General features: G+C 66.3%; 18 protein-coding genes and 1 riboswitch. Of the genes, 13 read left to right on the top strand and 5 right to left on the bottom strand.

Annotated elements, in window-relative coordinates; genetic code table 11:
* Positions 1–27: 27 nt before the first annotated feature.
* Both PV772_RS20120 and PV772_RS20115 read left to right on the top strand, forming a co-directional pair.
* Positions 28–2,199 carry an elongation factor G-like protein EF-G2 gene (locus tag PV772_RS20120; RefSeq protein WP_347887342.1) on the top strand — a complete coding sequence of 724 codons (2,172 nt, stop codon included), beginning with the start codon at positions 28–30 and terminating at the stop codon, positions 2,197–2,199.
* Positions 2,200–2,233: 34 nt separating this feature from the next.
* Positions 2,234–3,484 (top strand): MFS transporter, encoded by a 1,251-nt coding sequence (locus tag PV772_RS20115; protein WP_347887341.1) that lies wholly within the window; start codon positions 2,234–2,236, stop codon positions 3,482–3,484.
* Between the two features lie 101 nt (positions 3,485–3,585).
* On the opposite strand, the gene mmsB is transcribed toward PV772_RS20115, so the two are convergent.
* The 3 genes from mmsB to chvE form a co-directional block, all read right to left on the bottom strand.
* Complete coding sequence (mmsB, locus tag PV772_RS20110) at positions 3,586–4,866, bottom strand: multiple monosaccharide ABC transporter permease (protein WP_141158070.1); 1,281 nt, start codon at positions 4,864–4,866, stop codon at positions 3,586–3,588.
* A gap of 4 nt (positions 4,867–4,870) precedes the next feature.
* Positions 4,871–6,400 (bottom strand): multiple monosaccharide ABC transporter ATP-binding protein, encoded by a 1,530-nt coding sequence (gene mmsA / locus PV772_RS20105; RefSeq protein WP_141180797.1) that lies wholly within the window; start codon positions 6,398–6,400, stop codon positions 4,871–4,873.
* Between the two features lie 107 nt (positions 6,401–6,507).
* On the bottom strand, positions 6,508–7,635 hold the full coding sequence (gene chvE, locus PV772_RS20100) for a multiple monosaccharide ABC transporter substrate-binding protein (RefSeq protein WP_210411293.1): 1,128 nt from the start codon (positions 7,633–7,635) through the stop codon (positions 6,508–6,510).
* Between the two features lie 268 nt (positions 7,636–7,903).
* Here chvE and araB point away from each other — a divergent pair, with 268 nt between their 5' ends.
* The 7 genes from araB (at position 7,904) to PV772_RS20065 (ending at position 14,397) form a co-directional block, all read left to right on the top strand.
* On the top strand, positions 7,904–9,664 hold the full coding sequence (gene araB, locus PV772_RS20095) for a ribulokinase (protein ID WP_347887340.1): 1,761 nt from the start codon (positions 7,904–7,906) through the stop codon (positions 9,662–9,664).
* Positions 9,661–10,389 (top strand): L-ribulose-5-phosphate 4-epimerase, encoded by a 729-nt coding sequence (locus tag PV772_RS20090; RefSeq protein ID WP_141158067.1) that lies wholly within the window; start codon positions 9,661–9,663, stop codon positions 10,387–10,389. The genes araB and PV772_RS20090 overlap by 4 nt, the downstream gene beginning before the upstream one ends.
* Positions 10,390–10,434: 45 nt before the next feature.
* Positions 10,435–11,955, top strand: coding sequence for an L-arabinose isomerase (gene araA, locus PV772_RS20085; RefSeq protein WP_347887339.1), 1,521 nt, complete (start codon positions 10,435–10,437; stop codon positions 11,953–11,955).
* 43 nt (positions 11,956–11,998) lie between these two features.
* The gene (locus PV772_RS20080; RefSeq protein ID WP_307360960.1) at positions 11,999–13,015 is read left to right on the top strand and encodes a LacI family DNA-binding transcriptional regulator; all 1,017 of its coding nucleotides are present in this window, start codon (positions 11,999–12,001) and stop codon (positions 13,013–13,015) included.
* Between the two features lie 76 nt (positions 13,016–13,091).
* Entirely contained in the window at positions 13,092–13,295 is a 204-nt protein-coding gene (locus PV772_RS20075) for a hypothetical protein (RefSeq protein WP_347887338.1), read from the top strand.
* Positions 13,296–13,387: 92 nt separating this feature from the next.
* On the top strand, positions 13,388–13,690 hold the full coding sequence (locus tag PV772_RS20070) for a DUF4193 domain-containing protein (protein WP_018762118.1): 303 nt from the start codon (positions 13,388–13,390) through the stop codon (positions 13,688–13,690).
* A 158-nt stretch (positions 13,691–13,848) separates the two neighbouring features.
* Positions 13,849–14,397: a hypothetical protein gene (locus tag PV772_RS20065; RefSeq protein WP_347887337.1), complete on the top strand. Its 549-nt coding sequence runs from the start codon at positions 13,849–13,851 to the stop codon at positions 14,395–14,397.
* A gap of 70 nt (positions 14,398–14,467) precedes the next feature.
* Here PV772_RS20065 and PV772_RS20060 read toward each other — a convergent pair whose 3' ends face one another.
* Positions 14,468–16,024 carry an APC family permease gene (locus PV772_RS20060; RefSeq protein WP_347887336.1) on the bottom strand — a complete coding sequence of 519 codons (1,557 nt, stop codon included), beginning with the start codon at positions 16,022–16,024 and terminating at the stop codon, positions 14,468–14,470.
* 221 nt (positions 16,025–16,245) lie between these two features.
* Here PV772_RS20060 and PV772_RS20055 point away from each other — a divergent pair, with 221 nt between their 5' ends.
* A complete protein-coding gene (locus tag PV772_RS20055; protein ID WP_141158062.1) occupies positions 16,246–16,725 on the top strand; it encodes a DNA starvation/stationary phase protection protein in 480 nt (159 codons plus the stop codon).
* An 87-nt stretch (positions 16,726–16,812) separates the two neighbouring features.
* Here the strand turns inward: PV772_RS20055 and PV772_RS20050 are convergent, their stop codons facing one another.
* Positions 16,813–18,369, bottom strand: a complete 1,557-nt coding sequence (locus PV772_RS20050) for an MFS transporter (RefSeq protein ID WP_347887335.1) — start codon at positions 18,367–18,369, stop codon at positions 16,813–16,815.
* A gap of 82 nt (positions 18,370–18,451) precedes the next feature.
* On the opposite strand from PV772_RS20050, the gene PV772_RS20045 reads away from it, so the two are divergent.
* From PV772_RS20045 to gcvT, 3 genes are all read left to right on the top strand, one after another.
* Positions 18,452–18,988: a TetR/AcrR family transcriptional regulator gene (locus tag PV772_RS20045; RefSeq protein ID WP_141158060.1), complete on the top strand. Its 537-nt coding sequence runs from the start codon at positions 18,452–18,454 to the stop codon at positions 18,986–18,988.
* A 91-nt stretch (positions 18,989–19,079) separates the two neighbouring features.
* Positions 19,080–19,177, top strand: a riboswitch (glycine riboswitch).
* Between the two features lie 192 nt (positions 19,178–19,369).
* Positions 19,370–22,228 (top strand): aminomethyl-transferring glycine dehydrogenase, encoded by a 2,859-nt coding sequence (gene gcvP / locus PV772_RS20040; RefSeq protein WP_141158059.1) that lies wholly within the window; start codon positions 19,370–19,372, stop codon positions 22,226–22,228.
* A gap of 12 nt (positions 22,229–22,240) precedes the next feature.
* Entirely contained in the window at positions 22,241–23,389 is a 1,149-nt protein-coding gene (gene gcvT, locus PV772_RS20035) for a glycine cleavage system aminomethyltransferase GcvT (protein ID WP_141158058.1), read from the top strand.
* Positions 23,390–23,609: the final 220 nt, after the last annotated feature.

Raw genomic sequence — 23,609 nt, 5'->3', positions numbered from 1 at the left:
GGTCGGCAACGATGCCAGGAGGTTCCAATGTCGGTGAAGAGCACCAAGGAGTCCGCGCGGGGTGCCGGCGGCAGGAACGGGCCTGACGCAAAGCGGGCAGACCAGGCCACCGGGATCGCGGCGGAGGACCCGGCCCGGATCCGGAACGTGGCGCTGGTGGGGCACTCCGGCGCCGGGAAGACCTTGCTGATCGAGGCACTGCTCGCAGCCACCGGGGTGATCACCCGCAAGGGATCCATTGCTGACGGCTCCACGGTCAGCGACTCGGATCCGGCTGCGGTGCACCAGCAACGCTCGGTCACGCTGTCATTGGTTCCGCTGCTGGTGGGCGACGTCAAAGTGAACCTCCTGGACACCCCCGGCTACCCGGATTTCATCGGGGAACTCCGGGCCGGACTGAGGGCTTCGGACGCCGCCCTGTTCGTGGTCTCGGCCGTGGACGGCATCGATGCCACCACTACGGCGCTGTGGGGCGAGTGCGCGGACATGGGGCTGCCACGCGCCGTCGTCATCACCAGGGTGGACCATCCGCGGGCGGATTACGACGGCGCCCTGGCCGCCTGCCGGAAAGCGTTCGGCGACGGTGTACTCCCGCTGTACGTCCCGGTGCCCGCCGAGGGTGGGGCGGCCGGTCTCCTGGGCCTGCTGTCCCAGGAGGTAACGGACTACTCATCCGGCGATCCCTCACCGGATGTCCGTCCGGCCGCACCCGGGGAACTCGCTGCCGCCGGGACCGCCAGGGGCGCCTTGATCGAGGGCATCATCGCCGAGAGCGAAGACGAAACCCTGATGGACCGCTACCTGGACGGGGAGGACATCGATACCGCGGTGCTGGCAGACGACCTGGAAACCGCCGTCGCCCGGGGCTCGTTCTTTCCCGTCCTGCCAACGTCCGCTGTTACGGGACTCGGCACGGCAGAGCTGCTCGAGGTCCTGGTGCGCGCCTTCCCGGCCCCGTTGGAAGGCAGACTGCCGGACATGACCGACCTCGCGGGGGAACCGGGTGGAAGGCTATCCTGCGATCCTGATGGCCCGCTCGCCGCTGAAGTGGTGCGGACCTCCAACGATCCCTTCCTGGGCCGCATCTGCCTGGTGCGGGTTTTCTCCGGGACGCTGCGGGAAGATACTCCCGTCCACGTGGGCGGACACGGCCTGGCTGACCGCGGGCACCAGGACCACGACACCGATGAACGGGTCACCCACATCTACTCCCCGCTGGGCGCCAGCCTGCGGCCTGTCCCCTTCTCCGTGGCAGGGGACATGTGCGCCCTGGCGAAGCTGGGCAGCGCTGAAACCGGGGACACCATTTCCGCCCGGGAAAGCCCGCTGCTGCTTGCCACGTGGGAGATGCCCGAACCGCTGCTGCCGGTTGCCGTGGAAGCGGATTCCCGCAGCGACGAGGATGCGCTGGCCCGCAGCCTCGGCCGGATCGCCGCCGGGGATCCCACCCTGCGGGTGGACCGGAACGCGGAGACCCACCAACTGGTGCTGTGGTGCATGGGGGAGGCACACGCCGAGGTGGTCCTGGACCGGCTGCGCGAGCAGGGCGTGAAACTGCATACCGTTGACGTGGTGACACCGCTGCGGGAAACCTTCGCTGCCCCCGCCTCCGGCCACGGACGCCACGTCAAGCAGTCCGGCGGCCATGGCCAGTACGCCGTGTGCGATATCGAGGTGGAACCGCTGGAGCGCGGCGGGGGATTCGAGTTCGTGGACAAGACGGTGGGCGGCGTCATCCCGGGAACGTTCATTCCGTCCATCGAAAAAGGGGTCCGGGCGCAAATGGAGCGGGGGGTGTCGGCAGGTTTTCCCGTCGTGGACCTGCGGGTGACCCTTACCGGCGGCAAGGCCCACAGCGTGGATTCGTCGGATGCGGCGTTCCAGGCGGCAGGGGCCTTGGCGCTGCGCGAAGCTGCGGCCGCCGGGAAGGTCCAGTTGCTGGAACCGGTGTCCTCCGTGACCATCACCGTTGCCGACGAACACGTGGGTACCGTAATGAGCGATTTGTCGGGCCGCAGGGGGCGCCTCACGGGCACCACCTCATCAGGCGAAGGACTGACGGAGATCAGCGCTGAAGTCCCCGACCAGGAGCTCCTGCGCTACGCGGTGGAACTGCGGGCCCTCACGGCAGGCACCGGCCGGTTCCGGCGGCAGTACCTGCGCCACGACCCCGTCCCGCCAAATTTCAGCCCGTCCTGATCCGCCCCGGAACAGTCCGAAGGAACGGGCGCCGGTGAACGCCGCAGCACGAAAGATCCAGAACGTCTACCTGACGCTGACGTTGGGAAACACGCTTGCGGCGTCCTTCATCTGGGGAATCAACACGCTCTTCCTGCTCGACGCGGGGCTCAGCAACCTCGAGGCCTTCGCCGCGAACGCCTTCTTCACCGCAGGGATGGTTCTCTTCGAGGTGCCCACCGGGGTGGTGGCGGACAGCTGGGGACGCCGCGCATCCTTCCTGCTGGGCACCGTGACCCTGGCGGCGTCTACCTACCTGTACTACCTGCTCTGGCAGCTGTCGGCCCCGTTCTGGTGGTGGGCGGCCGTGTCTGCACTGCTTGGCCTTGGCTTCACCTTCTTCTCCGGAGCCGTGGAAGCCTGGCTGGTGGATGCCCTCCATTTCTCCGGCTACGACGGCGGCCTGGAAGCCGTCCTGGGGCGGGGCCAGATGGTGTCCGGAATCGCAATGCTGGCCGGATCCGTGGCAGGCGGTGTCATTGCCCAGGCCACGAACCTTGGCGTCCCCTTCCTGCTGCGGGTGGGAGTGCTGGTGGCGATGTTCGCCCTTGCGTTCCTCCTCATGCACGACGTCGGCTTCACCCCCGAGCGGTCGGCCCACCCGGTGCAGGCCACGCGGGCAGTCCTGCGCGCCTCGTTGGAGGGCGGACTGAAGAACCCTCCGGTGCGGTTCATGATGCTGGCGGCCCCGTTCACCGAGGGGGTGGGGTTCTACGTCTTCTACGCCCTCCAGCCGTACCTGCTGCAGCTCTTTGGCGACCCCAAGGCCTATGCCATCGCAGGACTGGCAGCTGCGATCGTTGCCGGCGCGGACATCGTTGGTGGTTGGCTTGCGCCGCTGGTCCGGAAACTGGTGGGCCGCCGCACCACGGTCTTGATCGGCTCCACGATTGCCAGCTCAGTGGTCCTGGTGGTGCTCCTGGCCACCCACTCCTTCTGGCTTGCCCTGGTCCTGCTGTCGCTGTGGGCCGTGGTTGCCTCCGCCGGCACCCCTGTCCGCCAGGCGTACCTGAACGACATGATCGCCTCGAAGCAGCGGGCCACGGTCCTGAGCTTCGCGTCGCTCATGGGTTCGAGCGGGGGAGTGGTGGTGCAGCCGGTGCTGGGCAGGACCGCGGACCTTTACGGCTACCCGGCGTCCCTGGCCCTGGGCGGCGCGGTGCAGCTGCTGGCGGCGCCCTTTATTGTGCTCAGCCGGCGCCGGCGCTCGCCGGCTGATGTCGCCACCGGCCTGGCTGCCCCTTAAAGAGCTGCCTGGGCGTTTGCTTCCCGGCGCCGGACGCAGGAAGGCCCCCGTTGCCGGGACTTCGTCCGGGCAACGGGGGCCGGCAGGTGCGCGTGACCCGCCTACTTCACGCCTGCCTCCACCGTTTCGCTGGCGGCCGGCGCCGGCTTTTCCCGGGCCGGCGGAGGGCTGGTCTTGAGCTTGAAGCGCTTGCCAATCTCCCCTCCGCCGCCGCTGCGGTTCTTGTTGAAGATGTCAAAACCGACGGCGACCAGGAGTACCAGGCCCTTGATGAGCTGCTGGTAGTCGGTGCCCAGTCCCAGGATGGACATGCCGTTGTTCAGTACGCCCATGATGAGGCCACCGATCATGGCTCCGGCTACTGTTCCGATACCGCCGGTGACAGCTGCTCCACCGATGAATGCTGCCGCGATGGAATCGAGCTCGAAGCCGGTTCCGCCGGCGGGCTGGGCGGAGTTGAGCCGGGCGGTGAACACCAGGCCCGCCAGCGCGGAGAGGACGCCCATGTTCACGAAGAGCCGGAACGTGACGGCCTTGGTCTTGATGCCTGACAGTTCGGCGGCGTGGAGGTTGCCGCCGATAGCGTAAGTGTGGCGGCCGAAGACGCTGTTGTTCATGAGGGCGGTGTAAGCGATCACCAGGGCAGCAAGGACCACCAGGACGATCGGAGTGCCCCGGTAGGACGCCAGCAGGAACGTGATGACCAGCATGAGCAGCGCGGTGAAGGTTGTCTTGATGACAAACCAGACCAGGGGTTCGCTTTCGAGGTCGAACTTGCGGCGGATCCTGCGCTCCTTGAAGGCCTGGATCAGCAGGGCCGCCGTGGCGCCGAGGCCCAGGATGACGGTGAGCCATTCCAGCACGGAAGTTCCGCCGGAAATGTCCGGAAGGAAGCCGCCGCCCAGGGCCCGCAGTTCGGCGGGGAACGGGGTGATCTGCTGGTTCTTGAGCGTGATGAGCGTCAGCCCGCGGAAGATCAGCATGCCGGCGAGCGTGACGATGAAGGCGGGAATCCCCACGTAGGCGATCCAGTAGCCCTGCCACGCGCCGACCAGGGCTCCGACCAGGAGGCAGGCCGGGATGGCTGCCCACCACGGCCAGCCCCAGTGCACGATCATGACCCCGGCCACGGCGCCGATGAACCCTGCCACCGATCCAACGGAAAGGTCGATGTGCCCGGCGATGATGACCATCACCATGCCGATGGCCAGGATGAGGATGTAGCTGTTCTGGACCACCAGGTTGGTGACGTTCTGCGGTTCCAGCAGGATTCCGCCGGTCAGTCCCTGGAACAGCAGGACGATCAGGATCAGGGCAACGAAGATGCCAACCTGGCGGAGGCGGCTGGTGAGGAATCCAAGCGATTCTCGTAAGGCGGACATGTCGCTATTCCTTCTCTTTGGTCATGTAGTGCATCAGGGTTTCCTGGGTGGCGTCGGCGATGGGCACTTCGCCTGTGATGTGCCCGGCAGCGAGGGTGTAGATGCGGTCGCAGATTCCCAGGAGCTCGGGTAGCTCCGAGGAAATGACAATGACGGCTTTTCCTTCGGCGGCGAGCTTGGCGATGATCGTGTAGATCTCGTACTTGGCGCCGACGTCGATGCCGCGGGTGGGTTCATCAAGGATGAGCACGTCGGGATCGGAGAACATCCATTTGCTGAGAACCACCTTCTGCTGGTTTCCACCGGACAGCTTCCCGGTAACGGCAGCCACCGACGGGGCTTTGATGTTCATGCTCTTGCGGTAGCCGTTGGCCACCACCGTCTCCTGGTTCTTGTCCACGAAGCCGCGTTTTGCCAGCTTGCGCAGTGATGCCAGGGAAATGTTCCGTTTGATGTCCTCGATAAGGTTCAGGCCGTAGTGCTTGCGGTCCTCGGTGGCGTAGGCAATGCCGTGCCTGATGGCGTCAGACACCGTGGCGGTGTTGATTTCCTCGCCGTACTTGTAGACCTTCCCGGAGGTGGCGGTGCCGTAGGTCCGGCCGAAGACGCTCATGGCAAGCTCGGTGCGCCCGGCGCCCATGAGGCCGGCCAGCCCTACCACCTCGCCTTTCCTGACGTGCAGGTTGGCATTGTTGACTACCATGCGGCTGTGGTCCTGGGGGTGGCGCACGGACCAGTCCTCGATCCGCAGGACTTCCTCGCCGATGTTCGGTTCACGGTCCGGATACAGGCTTTCAAGGTCGCGGCCCACCATGCCGCGGATGATCCGCTCCTGGGTGATCTGGCCTTCGTCGAGCCGTAGGGTCTCGATGGTCTTGCCGTCCCGGATGATGGTGACGGCGTCCGCCACCCTTCGGATCTCATTGAGTTTGTGGCTGATGATGATGCTGGTGACGCCCTGTCCCTTCAGGTGGAGGATCAGGTCCAGGAGGTGGCCGGAGTCCTCGTCATTGAGGGCGGCCGTGGGTTCGTCCAGGATCAGCAGCTTCACCTCCTTGGACAGGGCCTTGGCGATCTCCACCAGCTGTTGCTTGCCCACGCTGATGTGCTGCACCGGTGTGACGGGGTTTTCGTCGAGGCCCACGCGGGCCAGCAGCTTGGCGGCCTCCAGGTTGGTCTTGCGCCAGTCCACCCAACCGTTGGTGGCCTGTTCGTTGCCCAGGTAGATGTTCTCGGCGATGGAGAGGTACGGGCTCAGGGCCAGTTCCTGGTGGATGATGACGATTCCGCGCTTCTCGCTGTCCGAGATGCTGGAGAAGTTGCACGGTTCGTTTTCGAAGAGGATCTCCCCGTCAAAGGAGTTGTGTGGATAGACGCCGGACAACACCTTCATGAGCGTTGATTTGCCGGCTCCATTTTCGCCGCAGATGGCGTGGACCTCGCCGCGGTTTACGTCCAGGGTGACGTCCTGGAGGGCCTTCACGCCCGGGAACGTCTTGGTGATTCCTCGCATCTGAAGAATGGGTGTGTTCATCGGTCAATTCCCACTGACTGGTCGGAGCTGGGCCGTCCTGCTGCTGCAGGAGGCGGCGGGAGGGGCTGTGGCCGGATGGAGGTCCGGCCACAGCCTCCGGACGCTGACTACTTGACGTCGGAGTCCTTGTAGTAACCCGAGTCGATCAGTTCCTTCTTGTAGTTGTCCTTGGTGATGATCAGGGACTTCAGCAGGAAGGCCGGGACAACCTTGACCTTGTTGTTGTAGGTCTTGGTGTCGTTGGTCTCCGGTTCCTGGCCCTTCAGCACTGCATCGACCATCTTGACGGCCTGCGCGCCGAGCTGGCGGGTGTCCTTGAAGATGGTGGAGTACTGCTCGCCGGCGATGATGGACTTGACGGAGCCCTTTTCGGCATCCTGGCCGGTAACAACCGGGAGGCTGCCCTTGGCGTAGCCGCCGGTGCTGGTGAGGGCCGAGATGATGCCGATGGACAGGCCGTCATACGGGGACAGGACGCCGTTCAGCTTGGTGCCTGAGCTGTAGGCGGAGGTGATGATGTCCTCCATGCGCTTCTGGGCCACGGGGGCCTGCCAGCGAAGAATGGCGGCCTGTTCGAACTTGGTCTGGCCGCTGGGGACCTTCAGGGTGCCGGCGTCCATGTACGGCTTGAGGGTGTCCATGGCGCCGGTCCAGAAGAAGTTGGCGTTGTTGTCGTCGGGGCTGCCGGCGAAGAGCTCAATGTTGAACGGGCCCTTGCCGTCGACCTTCTTGCCGCTGGCATCAACGAGGCCGAGGCCGGTCAACAGCGAAGTGGCCTGCTGGACGCCCACAGTGTAGTTGTCGAACGTGGTGTAGTAGTCGACGTTCGGCGTGCCGTTAATGAGGCGGTCGTATGCGATCACTTTGACGTTCTGCTCCTTGGCCTTGGCCAGGACGTCGGTCAGGGTGGTGCCGTCAATGGCGGCAATGATCAGGGCCTTGGCGCCCTTGGTCAGCATGTTCTCGATCTGCGAGACCTGGGTGGGGATGTCGTCATTGGCGAACTGGAGGTCTGTCTTGTAGCCGAGGTCCTTCAGGGACTTTTCCACGTTGGCGCCGTCGGCGATCCACCGTTCGGAAGTCTGCGTCGGCATCGAGATGCCTACCAGTGAATCGCTGGGCTTCGCGGCACCGCTGGATTCGCTGGCCCCGCCGCGGGAGCCACAACCGGTGGCGCCCACCGTCAGGGCGACGACGAGGGCCACCGCGCCCATCAGTTTCTTGATTCTCACCATTTTCTCCTTCCGCGGCAGCACTGCCACGAAGCGTTGGTGGACCAGGCAGCACCTATGCTCCCTGGTCCTGGCCACATTGTTGATGTGTCGGTTCAATATAGACTGATTTGTGAACGCTAACAAGAGTGTCCAGCCGGAATCCCCGAAAACTTTCCAGCTCATTGACTTCCAGTTTGTTAGCGTTCACACTAGCTGCAGCACGTAGCTCCACCCTGACCCCTACAAACCCGGTAATGAGGCCCATGCCTCCCGGACGGAGGCAACCCCCATGCCAGATGCGCTGACCACGTCCAGCTCCGAGCCCAGCCATGACCACTGCGTCATCGGAGTGGATTACGGAACCCTTTCAGGCCGCGCCGTGGTGGTGCGTGTCCGGGACGGCAAGGAACTGGGCAGCGCCGTCCATGAGTATGCCCACGCGGTGGTCACCGACGTCCTGCCCCGGGATACAGCGGGCGACGACGGCGCCCGGCTTCCCGGGGAGTGGGCACTTCAGGTGCCCAACGACTACCGGGACGTCCTCCGTACCGCTGTCCCCGCCGCCGTGGCCGACGCCGGGATCGACCCGGCCGCCGTCGTCGGTATTGCCACCGACTTCACCGCCTGCACCATGGTGCCGGTCACGGCCGACGGCACACCCCTGAACGAACTGCCCGGCTTCGCGAACCGTCCGCACGCCTATGTAAAGCTCTGGCGCCACCATGCTGCGCAGGGCCAGGCCGACCGGATCAACCGGCTCGCCGCCGAACGCGGCGAAGACTGGCTTCCCCGCTACGGAGGACTGATCTCCTCCGAATGGGAGTTCGCCAAGGGACTGCAGCTGCTGGAGGAGGATCCGGAGGCCTACGCCGCCATGGACCACTGGGTGGAGGCGGCGGACTGGATCGTCTGGCAGCTCTGCGGCCGGTATGTCCGCAACGCCTGCACCGCCGGTTATAAGGGCATCTACCAGGACGGCCGGTATCCGTCTGAAGAGTTCCTGGCCGCCCTCAACCCTGACTTCAAGGATTTTGTCAGCTCCAAGCTGGAGCACACCATCGGCCGGCTGGGTGATGCCGCCGGCACCCTGACGGCGGAGGCCGCCGCCTGGACCGGGTTGCCGGAGGGCATCGCGGTGGCCGTGGGAAACGTTGACGCCCACGTCACCGCCCCGGCCGCGAAGGCCGTGGAGCCCGGCCAGCTGGTGGCGATCATGGGCACCTCCACCTGCCACGTCATGAACGGCAGCGAACTGCGGGAAGTGCCGGGCATGTGCGGCGCCGTGGACGGTGGAATCGTTCCGGGCCTGTGGGGCTACGAGGCAGGACAGTCAGGGGTGGGGGACATCTTTGGCTGGTTCACCAGGCACGGCGTCCCGCCCGAATACCACCAGGCCGCCAAGGACGCCGGGCTGGGGATCCACGAGTACCTGACCGAACTGGCTTCCCGCCAGGCCATCGGGGAGCACGGCCTGATCGCGCTCGACTGGCATTCGGGAAACCGCTCGGTCCTGGTGGATCACGAGCTATCCGGCATGGTGGTGGGCCAAACCCTGGCCACCAGGCCCGAGGACACCTACCGCGCCCTCCTGGAAGCCACGGCCTTTGGAACCCGCACCATCGTGGACGCCTTCCGCGACGCCGGAGTCCCGGTCAAGGAATTCATCGTTGCCGGCGGGCTGCTGAAGAACCGGCTCCTGATGCAGATCTACGCCGATGCCACCGGCCTGCCTCTGTCCACCATCGGCTCGGAACAGGGACCGGCACTGGGTTCTGCCATCCACGCCGCCGTCGCAGCGGGAGCATACGCGGACATCCGCGAAGCCGCCGCGGCCATGGGCGCCGAGCCCGGCGAGGTCTACACCCCAATCCCGGAAAACGCGGCCGCCTACGACGAACTGTTCCAGGAGTACCGCACCCTGCACGACTACTTCGGCCGGGGCAGCAACGATGTCATGCACCGGCTCAAGGCCATCCAGCGCAAGGCCGCCCAGGCGGCCCGGCCCGGAGCAGGCGTCGCCGCCAAAGCAACCGTGGGGGTGTCCGCATGACCGCCGGAACAGGCGCCGGAACCGGCCTCCTGGAAACCATCGCCCGGATCCGGACGGAGGTGTGCGCCCTGCACGCCGAGCTGACCCGCTACGAACTGGTGGTGTGGACCGCAGGCAACGTTTCCGCCCGGGTGCCGGGCACCGACCTCATGGTCATCAAGCCCTCCGGGGTCGCCTACCAGGACCTGACCCCGGAACAGATGATCGTGACGGACCTGTACGGCACCCCGGTCAGGGGCACCAATGTTGGCGGCAGCGGCACGGTGGACTGGGGCAATCCCGCGCTGTCGCCCTCGTCGGACACCGCCGCGCACGCGTACGTGTACCGGCACATGCCGGAGGTGGGCGGGGTGGTGCATACGCACTCAACGTACGCCACCGCCTGGGCTGCCCGGGGCGAGGCCATCCCCTGCGTGCTCACCATGATGGGGGACGAGTTCGGCGGTTCCATCCCGGTGGGACCCTTCGCCCTGATCGGTGACGACTCGATTGGCCATGGGATCGTGGAGACCCTGAAGAATTCCACGTCCCCGGCCGTCCTGATGCAGAACCACGGCCCCTTCACCATCGGCAAGGATGCCCGCGCCGCCGTCAAGGCCGCCGTCATGTGCGAGGAAGTGGCGCGCACCGTGCACATTTCCCGGCAGCTGGGCGAGCCGCTTCCCATCGACCAGGCCCACATCGACTCCCTTTACGCCCGCTACCAGAACGTCTACGGCCAATAACACGCACCGGCCACCAACCGGCCAGAAAATCTTTCCAGGAGAATCATGAGTACCGCTGCAACCACTTCCCTCGACGGCTACGAAGTCTGGTTCCTCACCGGCAGCCAGCACCTCTACGGCGAGGAAGTCCTCAAGCAGGTGGCCGCGCAGTCGCAGGAGATCGCCAACCAGCTCAACGCCTCCTCCGCGGTGCCCGTGCGGATCGTCTGGAAGCCGGTGCTCACCGACTCGGATGCCATCCGCCGCACCGCGCTGGAGGCGAACGCCGATGACTCGGTTATCGGCGTGACGGCCTGGATGCACACCTTCAGCCCCGCCAAGATGTGGATCCAGGGCCTGGACCTCCTGCGGAAGCCCCTGCTGCACCTGCACACCCAGGCCAACCGGGACCTGCCCTGGGCGGACATCGACTTCGACTTCATGAACCTGAACCAGGCAGCACACGGTGACCGCGAGTTCGGGTACATCCAGTCCCGCCTGGGCATTGCCCGGAAGACCGTCGTCGGGCATGTCTCCAACCCCGAGGTCGCCCGCCAGGTGGGATCCTGGCAGCGCGCCGCCGCTGGCTGGGCAGCCGTCCGCACCCTGAAGCTCACCCGCTTTGGCGACAACATGCGCAACGTCGCCGTCACCGAAGGCGACAAGACCGAGGCCGAGCTGCGGTTCGGCGTTGCGGTGAACACCTGGTCCGTCAACGAACTCGCGGACGCCGTCCACGGCGCGGCGGAGTCCGACGTCGACGCGCTGGTGGCCGAGTATGAGGACCTTTACGACGTGGTGCCGGAGCTTCGCGCAGGCGCGGCCCGGCACGAATCGCTGCGGTACGGCGCCCGGATCGAACTGGGCCTGCGCAGGTTCCTCGAAGCCAATGGTTCGGCCGCGTTCACCACGTCCTTCGAGGACCTCGGTGCCCTCCGCCAGCTGCCCGGGCTCGCCGTGCAACGGCTCATGGCCGCCGGTTACGGGTTCGGCGCCGAAGGCGACTGGAAGACCGCCATCCTGGTGCGCGCCGCGAAGGTGATGGGCGCGGGCCTGCCCGGCGGTGCCTCCCTGATGGAGGACTACACGTACCACCTGGAGCCCGGGTCCGAGAAGATCCTGGGCGCCCACATGCTCGAAGTCTGCCCTTCCCTGACGGCAGCAAAGCCGCGCCTGGAAATCCACCCGCTGGGCATCGGCGGCAAGGAAGACCCGGTCCGACTGGTGTTCGACGCCGACGCATCCCCGGGCGTCGTCGTCGCCCTGTCCGACATGCGGGACCGGTTCCGCCTGGTGGCCAACGCCGTCGACGTCGTCCCGCTCGACCAGCCGCTGCCCAACCTCCCCGTGGCCCGCGCTCTCTGGCAGCCGAAGCCGGACTTCGCAACCTCCGCCGCCGCCTGGCTCACCGCCGGCGCAGCCCACCACACCGTGCTCTCCACCCAGGTGGGCATGGACGTCTTCGAGGACTTCGCCGAAATAGCCAAAACGGAACTGCTCACCATCGACCAGGGCACCACCATCCGCCAGTTCAAGAAGGACCTGAACTGGAACGCCGCCTACTACAAACTGGCCGGCGGGATCTGATCCGGTGGCAAAGGTCCCGGCGGCGGCCAGGGACGGGAACCCCGTGACGGACAGCGTCCCGCGGCGGCTGCCCAGGCTCGAGGATGTGGCGGCACGTGCCGGGGTATCGCACCAGACCGTCTCACGGGTGGTCAACAACCACCCCAACGTGAGTCCCGGCACCCGCCGGAAGGTGGAAGTTGCGATCGCGGAACTCGGCTACCGCCGCAACTCTGCCGCCCGAAGCCTGGTCACCCGGCGCTCGCAGATCATCGGTGTCCTGGGCAGCGAGCTTTCGCAGTACGGCCCGGCCAATACCCTGCTCGGGGTGGAACGGGCTGCGCGGGATGCCGGCTACTTCGTCAGCGTCGCGGCGCTGCGCGAGGTCACCCGGGACGCGATCCTGGACGCCGTCCGGCACTTCCTGGACCAGTCGGTGGACGGAATCGTGGTCATCGTCCCGCATTTGGAAACGCTGGCTGCCCTGGCGGAACTGCCCATCGGAGTGCCGGTGGTGGCCGTGGGACCTGACGGCAATGACACCGTGGGCGGGGTCAAGGTGGACCAGCGGCGCGGCGCCGAACTGGCGGTGGAACATCTCATCGCCCAGGGGCACGTCCGGATTGGACACGTTGCGGGGCCGCAGGACTGGATCGACGCCGTAGCCCGCGCCGAGGGCTGGCGGGCAGCCCTCTGCTCGGCCGGGCTCGCGGCAGACCTGGTCACCGAGGGTGACTGGAGCGCGGGCAGCGGATACGAGATCGGCCGGCGGCTGGCTGCCGGCCGCCGCGCCACTGCCCTTTTCGTCGGCAACGACCAGATGGCCCTTGGGGTCCTGCGTGCCCTGAACGAGGCGGGCATCAGGGTGCCGCAGGATGTTTCGGTGGTGGGCTTCGACGACCAGCCGGAGGCCGGCTACTTCAGTCCGCCCCTGACGGTGGTCCGCCAGGACTTCGAAGAGCTGGGCCGGCGGTGCATGGACATGATGCTCACCGCGTTCCAGGGCGGGGACGGGCCGCGGACCCTGGTGGTGGAGCCTGAGCTCATCGTGCGCAGAAGTACGGCGCCACCCGCCCCGTAGCGTGGCCGGCGCCGAATTAATCAGCGGGAGACCCGCGCGAAACGTGGCCACAACAATAACTGCGTAGTTTTCAGGCATGACCGCTACCTTGCTCATCCGCCTCCGCGACTGGCTGCTGGACTCCGTCACCTTCGACTGCGAAACGGACGCTGCCGGTGCCATGGCCGACGCCACCCGCTGGGGCTGGCTGCCGGCCTTGAGCGGGGTGTCCATCGGAGCCGGCCACGCCCGCTCGGAGCACGCAGGAACAACGGCAGAAACCGGCCCAGTGTCTGGTTAAGCACACTATTGCGCCGGTAGAGGGATCATGCCCTAAACTGCTTCACTGAGGTGCCTGAAATGGCGCTGCGCAGCAACGAAAGTGAACATGCTATGGCTACCGATTACGATGCTCCACGCAAGCAGGAAGAAGAGTCGCCGGCTGACTCCCTCGAGGCCCTCCAGGCATCACGGAGCGGCAACGCGCAGACCGCGGTTATCGATGTCGACGAGAACGACACCGCTGAAGGTATCGACCTGCCCGGCGCAGACCTGTCCAATGAGGAACTGACGGTCATTGTGGTTCCCGAACAGTCGGACGAGTTCACCTGCTCGTCGTGCTTCCTGGTCCGCCACCGCTCGCAGGTCGCCCGCGAAAAGGACGGCCTGAAGTACTGCCGCGACTGCGAAGGCTAGAATCCCATCCTGGTTTTCCCGGCGCCGGCCACCTCACCCGAGGTGGCCGGCGCTTCTTTGTCCCCGGACGCCGTCGTTATCAAAATGGACCTCGTTTCCGCCCGCCAACGCTCCTACGCTGGAAGCATCCAATAGCCCTTATTTTGGGTGGCACCACAATGAAAAAGTTCTCCATCTGGCTCGCGGCCATCCTGCTGGCGGTCGGGCTGGGAATCGTCGTCGAGGGGCCCGCCTCCGCGGCTCCCTACTGCGGACTCACATGGGGTTCGCTGATCAAGTCGGACGGCGCCATGGGCCGCGTGCCCGTGACGAACGTCCGGACCGGGCAGCACTATTGCTTTGACCGGCTGGTGGTTGACCTGGGCGGCGCGCCGGCCCCCGGCTACACCGTGCGCTACGTCCCGCAGGTCATCCAGGACGGCTCGGGCGCAATCGTGCCCACCCGGGGCGGCGCCCGGCTGCAGGTCGTCGTCAAAGCGCCTGCCTACGACGCCAACGGCCAGCCCACCTACACACCTGCCGACAAGGCCGGGCTCTCCGACGTTTCCGGATACCAGACCTTCCGCCAGGTGGTCTGGGCCGGAAGCTTCGAGGGCCAGTCCACCATCGGCGTGGGCGTCCGTGCCCGCCTCCCGTTCCGGGTGTTCGCCCTTGACGGTCCGGGCGCCGGCTCCCGCCTGGTCATCGACGTGGCGCACTACTGGTGAGCCGTCCGTCGCCGCCACACCGAAAAGGTGCCGGGCCACGGTGGGGGCGCGGCACCTTTTGGGTTGGAAGTTATTCCGGAACCACCAGCGCCGGGGTGTCCTGCTTGAGGGTTTCGCCGCGGAAGAAGCCCGGGTGCGTACGGGACATGACCAGCATGACCGCGGCGCCCAGGGCCAGGATGCCGACGCCCAGGATGAATACCAGGCCTATGCCAAACACCTCTGAACCGCTGCCAAACTCAGGTGCCAGGCTGTCCATGGCGGTCTGGACGAATACTACGAACAGCCCCACGCCGCCCATCACCGGGCACACCAGCCGCAGCACGAAGTGCCGCATGCTGTTGAACAGGCTGTGGCGGAAGTACCACGTGCAGGCCAGGGCGGTGAGGCCGTAATAGAAGCAGATCATCAGGCCCAGGGCCAGGATGGTGTCGTTCAGGACGTTCTCGCTGACCACATGCATGACTGCGTAGAACCCAGCAGACATGACGCCGGCGGCGATGGTGGCGAAGCCCGGCGTGGAGAACTTGCTGCTGATGCGGCTGAAGGGTGCCGGCAGCGCGCCGTAGTGTGCCATGGCCAGCAGGCTGCGCGAGGGCGACATGAAGGTTGACTGCAGGGACGCGGCGGAGCTGGACAGCACGGCCAGGGACATCAGGATGGCGAACGGGCCCATGATGGGGGAGGCCAGCGCCGTGAAGATGTTCTCGTGGTTCTCGGCGTTGTTCAGCCCGTTCCCGGTATCGCCGACGCCGGCGAACATCATGGTGGCGATGCTGACCAGCAGGTAGATGGCAAGGACGATGACGGCGGTCAAGGTACCGGCCACGCCGGCGGTCTTCTTGCCGTTGGCTGTTTCCTCGTTGACCGTCAGGCAGACATCCCAGCCCCAGTACACGAAAATCGAGAGGGAGATGCCGGCGGCGATCTGTCCGAACGTCTCGATCTTGGTGACGTCGAACCAGTCCCAGCTGAACGGGATTGCTGTTTCCGAGGTGGACCAGTTGGCGAAGGCCATGGCCACGAACAGGCCCAGCACCAGCAGCTGGAAGCCCACCAGGCTGTATTGCACCAGCTTGGTGGTGTGCAGGCCGCGGTAGCTGACCCAGACGGCCAGCGCCACGAAGACAAAGCAGGTGATGACGTTCAACGCCTTGTTGTCCGCGAGGTCCGCCAGTTCGGGGGAGCCGGTGAGCTGGGAGAGGAAAAGGTAGAAGAAGTCGACGGCGACGCCGGCCAGGTTGGACAGCACGATGATGTTGGCGGCGAGCAGGCCCCACCCGCCCATCCAGCCGATCCACGGACCGAATGCCTTGGTCACCCAGGTGAAAGTGGTGCCGCTGTCCGGGGAGTCGGCGTTGAGCTCCCGGTAGGCGAGCGAGACCAGGATCATGGGGATGAACCCAATGAGGAAAATGACGGGCAGCTGCAGGCCGGCTTCATTGACGGTGGGTCCAAGTGCGCTGGTGAGGGTGTAGGCGGGGGCAATGGTGGAAATACCCAGGACGACGACGGCCAGGAGCCCGAGCTGGCCGCCCTTGAGTCCCTTGGCGCTGACGCCGTCCGCGGAGGGCGCGTGCGCGTGCGGGCCGGGTTTGGCAGTACTGGTGCGGATTGTCTCTGTCATGGCACCACTTTCTGGAAGGCTGTGAGACGGAGGTCACTATATGAATGGCGTTCATTTAGTATGGGGGTGCCCCGCCTGTGATGCAAGACGCAATATGAATCACATTCGTTTATGACTGGTTTCCGAAATTAGTAAGCTCACTGAGAAATTGCCTTTTGCCCTGCCGCCGCGCCGTTCGGGGCTGGTAGCGTCTGCCGTACTGGACCAATTGAGGAGGATGCATGAAAGCTTCACCGACACTGACCAACAACCTGCAGGCCGTCCTGGCGGACCTGATCGAGCTCCACGTTCAGGGCAAGCAGGCGCACTGGAACATCGTGGGCACCAACTTCCGCGACCTTCACCTGCAGCTTGACGAGATTGTGGACGCTGCCCGCCAGTTCGCCGACGACACCGCCGAGCGCATGCGCGCCCTGCACGCGCTTCCCGACGGCCGCAGCGCCACCGTTGCCGAGACCACCAGCCTGGCCCAGTTCCCGGAAGGGCTGATCAGCACCGCGGATGCCATCGAGCGGATCGTCGCTGCCATGGAGGCGGCCGTGGGCACCATGCGCAAGGTCCATGACGAAGTGGATGAGGAAGACCCCACCTCCGCGGACCTCCTGCACGAGTTCATCGCCCGGCTGGAGCAGTTCGCCTGGATGGTGCAGGCGGAAAACATGAAGCCCACCGCCAAGGTCACCGCGGCCGACTCCAAGTAGCGGGCAGTCCACACGGGCGTCCGGCGCCGGCGGATCCCGCCGCGCCGGACGCCTGGCTGTTGTCCGGGCAATACTGCGGATGTTCCGCTAAGCCGCTTTGGGCGCTTTCCGGAGGACGACGGCGGCGAGCACTGCCGCCGTCGCCATGAGGACCAGCCCAATTGCCGCCGTAACGTGCACGCCGGAATCGAAGGCGGCCGCCGCAGCGTCCTTGAGGGCTCCGGCGAGCGGTGCCGGCACCAGGTTGGCTGCGTCCACCGCACCGGCCAGCGTTTCCCTGGCGTTGTGCAGCGAGGTTCCGGGCAGCATGGCCTCCAGCCCCGCCGGCAGCCGGAGGTTCTGCTGGTAGGACGCGGTCAGGATGGAGCCCAGCACCGCGGTCCCCAGCAGCGATCCCACCTCGTAGCCCGTCTCGGAAATCGCTGCCGCAGCGCCGGATTTCGCCGGCGGGGCCGAGCCGAGGATGAGGTCGTTCGAGATGGTTTCCGCCGTGCCTACGCCCAGCGCCAGGACCAGCAATGCTGCCAGCAGCAGGGGCGGGCCCCCGCCGTCGTTACCGAAGGCCACCATGCTGTAGCCGACGGCACTGAAGGACAGGCCCGCGGCCACGACGTACCCCGGACGCACCTTCCGGACCAGCGGGACCACCACCAGCCCTGCCGTCACTGTGGCTGCCAGGGCCGGGAGCATGGCAATGCCCGCCGCCGACGGTGTCATCCCCTCCAGGAGTTGGAGGTGCTGGGCAAGGAAAAGGATGAACCCGTTGAAGGAAAACAGGGCCAAAACGTTGGCGCTGATGGCCATGCTGAACACCCTGTTGCGGAATAGTGACATGTCCAGCAGCGGGTGCTCCAGCCGGTGCTGGCGCCGCACGAACACAATGCCCATGGCCAGGCCGAAGGCTATGCTTCCCAGCCCGGCCGGCCCCGGACCTTCGGTGGCTACTGACTTTACGCCGTAGACCGTGGGCACCATGACCAGCATGGATAGCAGGACGCTGGGAATGTCCGCTCTTCCCGGCGCGGGATCCCTGGACTCCGGAATGAAGGCCGGCCCCAGCGCCAGCAGGGGCAGCATGAGTGGCACGGCCACCAGGAACACGGCACCCCACCAGAAGTGCTCCACCAGCCATCCACCGAGGATGGGGCCCAGGGCGGCGCCGCCGGAGAATCCGGCAGCCCAGATGGCAATGGCCATCCGCCGGCGGTTGGGCTCCGGGAAAATGTTCCGGATCAGCGACAAGGTGGACGGCATCAGCATGGCGCCGAAGAACCCGAGCGCCGCGCGGCCGGCGATCAGCCACTCCGGGGTGGGCGCGAATGCCGTGGCGGCGGACAGCCCTGCGAAGCCCAGGCTGCCGACGACCAGCAGCCGCCGCCGCCCAATCCGGTCGCCGAGGCTTCCCATTGATACCAGCAGCCCTGCCAGGACCAGTGGATAGGCGTCCACGATCCACAGCAGCTGCAGGCCCGTCGGTTCCAGGGCGCGGGCGATGGCGGGCAGGGCGAAGGTCAGGGCGGTATTGTCCACTGCCACCAGCAGCACGGGAAACATCAGCAGCCCCAACGCGAGCCAATCCCGCCACGGTGGCCGCATGGCGGAGCTGTCCCTTTGTAAGGAGGCCGGGCGAATGGAGGTCGTCATGTAATAACTGTACCGTCTGGACGGTATAGTTTGAAACCGAAGCATTCCTTCTTCCCTGCCGGTGGAGGGCATGATGGAAGGCATGCCCCGAAAGCCTGTAGCCCGTGATGCGGTCCTTGACGCCTTCGAGTCCCTGCTGATCGAAGTGGGGGAGCGCGCTGCAACCCTCGACGCCGTAGCCCGTAAGGCCGGGGTGTCCAAAGGTGGCCTCCTCTACCACTTTCCCAACAAGGAAGCGCTCATCGCCGTGCTGCTGGACCGCCTTGAGGGGTTGGCCAAGGCGGATGCCGACGCGATGGCTTCGGCCAGCGAAGGTGCCGCCGCGTATTTCATCCGTTCCTCTGTCTGGGCGGATACTCCTCTGGACCGGGTCATTGTGGCCGCCACGCGGCTTGCCGAGGTGGCGCATGAGGAGACCCGCCGCCGGTTCGCCGCCATCCAGCAGCGGTGGCTGGACGAGATTGCTGCGGATGTGGGGCCCGGCCTGGCCAGGGCTGTCCTGTATATGGGTGACGGTTTGTACTTCAATGCCATGCTTTCCGTGGGCCCTGCGCCGGAAGGCGGAGCAGCCGCTGACGTGGAGGAACTCCTGGCCGCGTTGGAACGGCTCCGCAGGTAGTTTTCCATTTGCCGGAGGGCTTCTGGCGTAGGACAATGGAGAGTTGTGAGGGCTGTCACCGGCCGTCATGATCCAACAAATGAATAGCCTTTGATCTGCGGCGGGAGAGTTCTGCCGGAAGTACAGGCAGGCGCCGTAGGAGCAAATCCTCCCCAGGAATCTCGCAGGCCCCTGTACCGCCGCGGCGAGGCACCTCTGGAAAGCAGCAGGCAGTTGTCCGGCCTCCCTTGGGGGAAGCGGAACGGCTGTTGTGCTCACCGACGGTGCAAGCGGTTCCTGCGCAGGCAGGCGACGCGGAAACTCTCAGGTCCAATACAGAGCGGGGAGGGACCCGAATAGCTGTGGCGTACCCTGCGCCGCCTGAATAAATGGAGTTCCTTCGTGTCGGTTACCCCAACCTCCACCACCTTCGTAGACCGCCACATTGGCGCACGCCGCCAGGACGACGCCGACACCATGCTCAAAGCCGTGGGCTACGGCACGGTCGATTCCCTGGTGGACACCGCCGTGCCCAAGGTCATCCGCCAGGACACGGCCCTCCGCCTGCAGGATGCCCTCAGTGAGGTTGAGGTGCTTGCTGAATTGCGCCGGCTGGCCGCCAAGAACAAGACCGCGGTCCAGATGATTGGCCAGGGCTACTACGACACCATCACCCCTGCCGTGATCCGCCGGAACATCCTCGAGGCCCCGGCCTGGTACACCGCCTACACCCCGTACCAGCCCGAAATTTCCCAGGGCCGGCTTGAGGCACTCCTGAACTTCCAGACCATGGTCCAGGACCTGGTGGGCCTGCCCATCGCCAACGCCTCCCTGCTGGATGAAGCCACCGCCGTGGCCGAAGCGGTGCTGCTCATGCGCCGCGCCAACAAGACCAAAGACGCCCACGACGGCAAGACCGTCCTGGACATTGACGTGCTGCCGCAGACCATTGCCATCGTCAAGGGCCGCGCCGAGGCGCTCGGCTTCGAGGTTGAGGTTGCCGACCTGTCCAAGGGCCTCCCTGAAGGTGCGATCAACGGGATCGTGCTCCAGCAGCCCGGCGCCTCAGGCCGGGTCTGGGATCAGTCCGCCACCATTGCGGCGGCGAAGGACCGCGGTGCGCTGGTTACCGTGGCCGCCGACCTGCTGGCCCTGACCCTGATAACGCCTCCCGGCGAGCAGGGCGCCGACATCGCCGTCGGCTCCACGCAGCGTTTCGGGGTGCCGCTGTTCTTCGGCGGGCCGCACGCCGCCTACATGGCCGTCCGCAAGGGCCTGGAGCGTTCCATGCCCGGCCGCCTGGTGGGCGTGTCCAAGGACGACGCAGGGATGCCCGCGTACCGCCTCGCGCTGCAGACGCGCGAGCAGCACATCCGCCGCGAAAAGGCCACGTCCAACATCTGCACCGCGCAGGCCCTCCTGGCCATCGTCTCCTCCATGTACGCCGTCTACCACGGCCCCGACGGGCTGAAGGCGATCGCGGAAACCGCCCACGGCCATGCACGAACACTGGCGGCCTCGCTGGCGGGTGCCGGTGTGGAGGTGCTGCACACGAGCTTTTTCGACACCCTGACGGTCCGGGTCCCGGGACGCGCTGCCGCGATTGTCGCCGCCGCCGAAGCACGCGGGATCAACCTGCGTCCCGTCGACGCCGACACCGTGGGCATTTCCCTGGATGAAACCACGACGCCGGCCATCGTCGCCGAGGTTGCCGACGTCTTTGGCGCCACCGTTGCCGGGATCCGCGGCGAGGGCCAGGGCTTTGTGCTGGAGGCCGCCGTGGAGCGTTCCTCCGACTACCTGCAGCACCCGGTCTTCAACACGTACCGGTCCGAAACCCAGCTCCTGCGCTACATCCGGAAGCTGTCGGACCGGGACCTCGCGCTGGACCGCACCATGATCCCGCTGGGCTCGTGCACCATGAAGCTGAACGCCACCGCCGAGATGGAAGCCATCTCCTGGCCGGAGTTTGCCTCCATCCACCCCTTCGCCCCGGACTCCCAGACCGAAGGCTGGCGCGAACTCATCGCGGACCTGGAAGCGGACCTGACCACGATCACCGGGTATGACCAGGTGTCCATCCAGCCCAACGCGGGCTCCCAGGGCGAACTGGCCGGGCTGCTGGCTATCCGCGGGTACCACCACTCCCGCGGCGAGCAGCAGCGCAACGTCTGCCTGATCCCGGCCTCGGCCCATGGCACCAACGCTGCCTCCGCCGTCCTGGCCGGCATGAAGGTCGTAGTGGTTGCCACCGCCGCGGACGGCACCATCAATCACGATGACCTGACGGCCAAGATCGAGGCGAACAAGGACGTCCTCTCGGCGATCATGATCACCTACCCGTCCACCCACGGCGTCTACGATGCGGACGTGACCGAGATCTGCGAGGCCGTCCATGCTGCCGGTGGCCAGGTCTACGTCGACGGCGCCAACCTGAACGCCCTGGTGGGCCTGGCCCAGCCGGGCAAGTTCGGCGGGGATGTGTCCCACCTGAACCTGCACAAGACCTTCTGCATCCCGCACGGCGGCGGGGGACCCGGCGTCGGGCCGGTCGCGGCGAAGGCCCACCTGGCACCGTTCATGCCCGGCGACGCGAACAAGGCAGCGCATGAGGAAGGCCACGGGGTAGCCATCTCGGCGTCCCGGTTCGGTTCGGCGGGTGTGCTGCCGATCTCCTGGGCCTACGTGAAGCTCATGGGCGGGGAAGGCCTGACTCAGGCCACCAAGTCCGCGCTGCTGGCGGCCAACTACGTCGCTGCCAGGCTGAACGACTACTTCCCGGTCCTCTACACCGGCGAAGGTGGCCTCGTGGCGCATGAATGCATCCTGGACTTGCGCGAACTCACAGCCAGGACCGGCGTCACCGCCGAGGATGTGGCCAAGCGGCTGATCGACTTCGGTTTCCACGCCCCCACCCTTTCGTTCCCCGTAGCGGGCACCCTGATGGTGGAGCCCACCGAGTCCGAGGACCTGGCCGAGATCGACCGCTTCATCGAGGCCATGATCACCATCCGCAGGGAGATCGACCAGGTGGCCAATGGCGACTTTGCCGTGGCGGATTCACCCTTGCGGCGCGCACCCCACACGGCAGCCGCCGTCGTCAGCTCCGACTGGGACCGTGCCTACCCGCGCGAGCAGGCCGCGTTCCCTGCCCACCACAAGCAGGACAAGTACTTCCCGCCGGTGGGCCGGATCGATGGCGCCGCCGGAGACCGGAACCTCATCTGCTCCTGCCCGCCGCTCGAAGAGTTCGAAAACTGAAGGACCGGCACCGTGACTGAGAAATACACCGCCCTTTACGACGAACACAAGAAGCTGGGCGCTTCCTTCACCGACTTCGGCGGCTGGCAGATGCCGCTCAAGTACAGCTCCGAACTGGCCGAGCACCACGCCGTCCGCAAAGCTGCGGGCCTGTTCGATCTCTCCCACATGGGCGAAGTCTGGGTCACCGGGCGGCAGGCTGCCGCCTTCCTCGACTTTGCCCTGGTGGGAAAGATCTCCGCCATGGCCGTGGGCAAGGCCAAGTACTCGCTGATCTGCAACGAGGACGGCGGCATCATCGACGACCTCATCACCTACCGCCGTCCCGCCGCTGAAGACGGCACCGACGTCTTCCTGGTGGTGCCCAACGCGGGTAACGCCGCAGTGGTGGCGGCAGCCCTTCAGGAACGCGCCGCAGGGTTTGACGTGCTGGTGGAGGACGCCTCGGCCCGTACATCGCTGATCGCGGTGCAGGGCCCCAAGGCCCAGGAACTCCTGTTGCGCCTGGTCCCGGCCGCACAACACTCCCTGGTGGTGGACCTGAAGTACTACGCCGCCGTGGAGGTTCCGTTCCTGGTGGGCGGGGCCGGCAAGGAACTCCTGCTCGCGCGCACCGGGTACACCGGTGAGGACGGGTTCGAGATCTTCGTGGCCAACGATGACGCCCCGGCACTGTGGCAGGCACTGGCCGCCATCGCCGACGACGGGGAACTGACCCCCGCCGGCCTGGCCTCCCGCGACTCCCTCCGCCTGGAAGCGGGGATGCCGCTGTACGGCAACGAACTGTCGCTGCAGGGTGACCCGTTCGCTGCCGGCCTGGGCCCCGTCGTCGCACTCTCCAAGGAGGGCGACTTCGTTGGCAAGGCCGCGCTGGCAGCAAAGAAGGAAGCCGGCGCCGGCAGCACCTCCGGCCGCCGCCTCGTGGGCCTCAAAGGCAAGGGCCGCCGCGCAGGCCGGGCCCACTACCCCGTACTCAAGGACGGGGACACAGTCGGTGAAGTCACCTCCGGCCAGCCATCGCCCACCCTCGGCTACCCGATCGCCATGGCCTACGTCCACGTCGATTACTCGGCACCCGGCACGGCCTTGGACATCGATCTCCGCGGCAAGGCAGAACCGTTCGAAGTGGTCGACCTCCCGTTCTATCGCCGCGCCAAGTAGCTTTTGGTGCCCCTCCGTGGTCACCTTCGCGACGGCGGACCGGACATTTTCACGCCTGCTGCTCCTTCGTCGCTTTGACGCAGGCTTTCGAAAAGTCCGGCTCCGCCGGCCCTTGTGCGCACCCCGCCTTGGTGACGTGCTTGCGGAGTGGGCGGGGCATCCGGCAGCGTGCGTCTAAGGGAGCGTCACGTCCGCTTAGCGGGCGTCTTCGCGACCGAGC

The organism is Pseudarthrobacter sp. CC12 (assembly GCF_039907755.1).
GTDB classification, from domain to species: domain Bacteria; phylum Actinomycetota; class Actinomycetes; order Actinomycetales; family Micrococcaceae; genus Arthrobacter; species Arthrobacter niigatensis.
Note: the sequence above shows the minus strand (reverse complement) of the source record. Positions and strands in the feature narration are given on the sequence as shown.

Excerpts from the sequence above, each read along its gene's own strand:
- PV772_RS20120 (WP_347887342.1), top strand. The coding sequence starts at position 28 with ATGTCGGTGAAGAGCACCAAGGAGTCCGCGCGGGGTGCCGGCGGCAGG.
- mmsB (WP_141158070.1), bottom strand. The coding sequence starts at position 4,866 with ATGTCCGCCTTACGAGAATCGCTTGGATTCCTCACCAGCCGCCTCCGC.
- mmsA (WP_141180797.1), bottom strand. The coding sequence starts at position 6,400 with ATGAACACACCCATTCTTCAGATGCGAGGAATCACCAAGACGTTCCCG.
- chvE (WP_210411293.1), bottom strand. The coding sequence starts at position 7,635 with ATGGTGAGAATCAAGAAACTGATGGGCGCGGTGGCCCTCGTCGTCGCC.
- araB (WP_347887340.1), top strand. The coding sequence starts at position 7,904 with ATGCCAGATGCGCTGACCACGTCCAGCTCCGAGCCCAGCCATGACCAC.
- PV772_RS20090 (WP_141158067.1), top strand. The coding sequence starts at position 9,661 with ATGACCGCCGGAACAGGCGCCGGAACCGGCCTCCTGGAAACCATCGCC.
- araA (WP_347887339.1), top strand. The coding sequence starts at position 10,435 with ATGAGTACCGCTGCAACCACTTCCCTCGACGGCTACGAAGTCTGGTTC.
- PV772_RS20075 (WP_347887338.1), top strand. The coding sequence starts at position 13,092 with ATGACCGCTACCTTGCTCATCCGCCTCCGCGACTGGCTGCTGGACTCC.
- PV772_RS20070 (WP_018762118.1), top strand. The coding sequence starts at position 13,388 with ATGGCTACCGATTACGATGCTCCACGCAAGCAGGAAGAAGAGTCGCCG.
- PV772_RS20065 (WP_347887337.1), top strand. The coding sequence starts at position 13,849 with ATGAAAAAGTTCTCCATCTGGCTCGCGGCCATCCTGCTGGCGGTCGGG.
- PV772_RS20060 (WP_347887336.1), bottom strand. The coding sequence starts at position 16,024 with ATGACAGAGACAATCCGCACCAGTACTGCCAAACCCGGCCCGCACGCG.
- PV772_RS20055 (WP_141158062.1), top strand. The coding sequence starts at position 16,246 with ATGAAAGCTTCACCGACACTGACCAACAACCTGCAGGCCGTCCTGGCG.
- PV772_RS20050 (WP_347887335.1), bottom strand. The coding sequence starts at position 18,369 with ATGACGACCTCCATTCGCCCGGCCTCCTTACAAAGGGACAGCTCCGCC.
- PV772_RS20045 (WP_141158060.1), top strand. The coding sequence starts at position 18,452 with ATGCCCCGAAAGCCTGTAGCCCGTGATGCGGTCCTTGACGCCTTCGAG.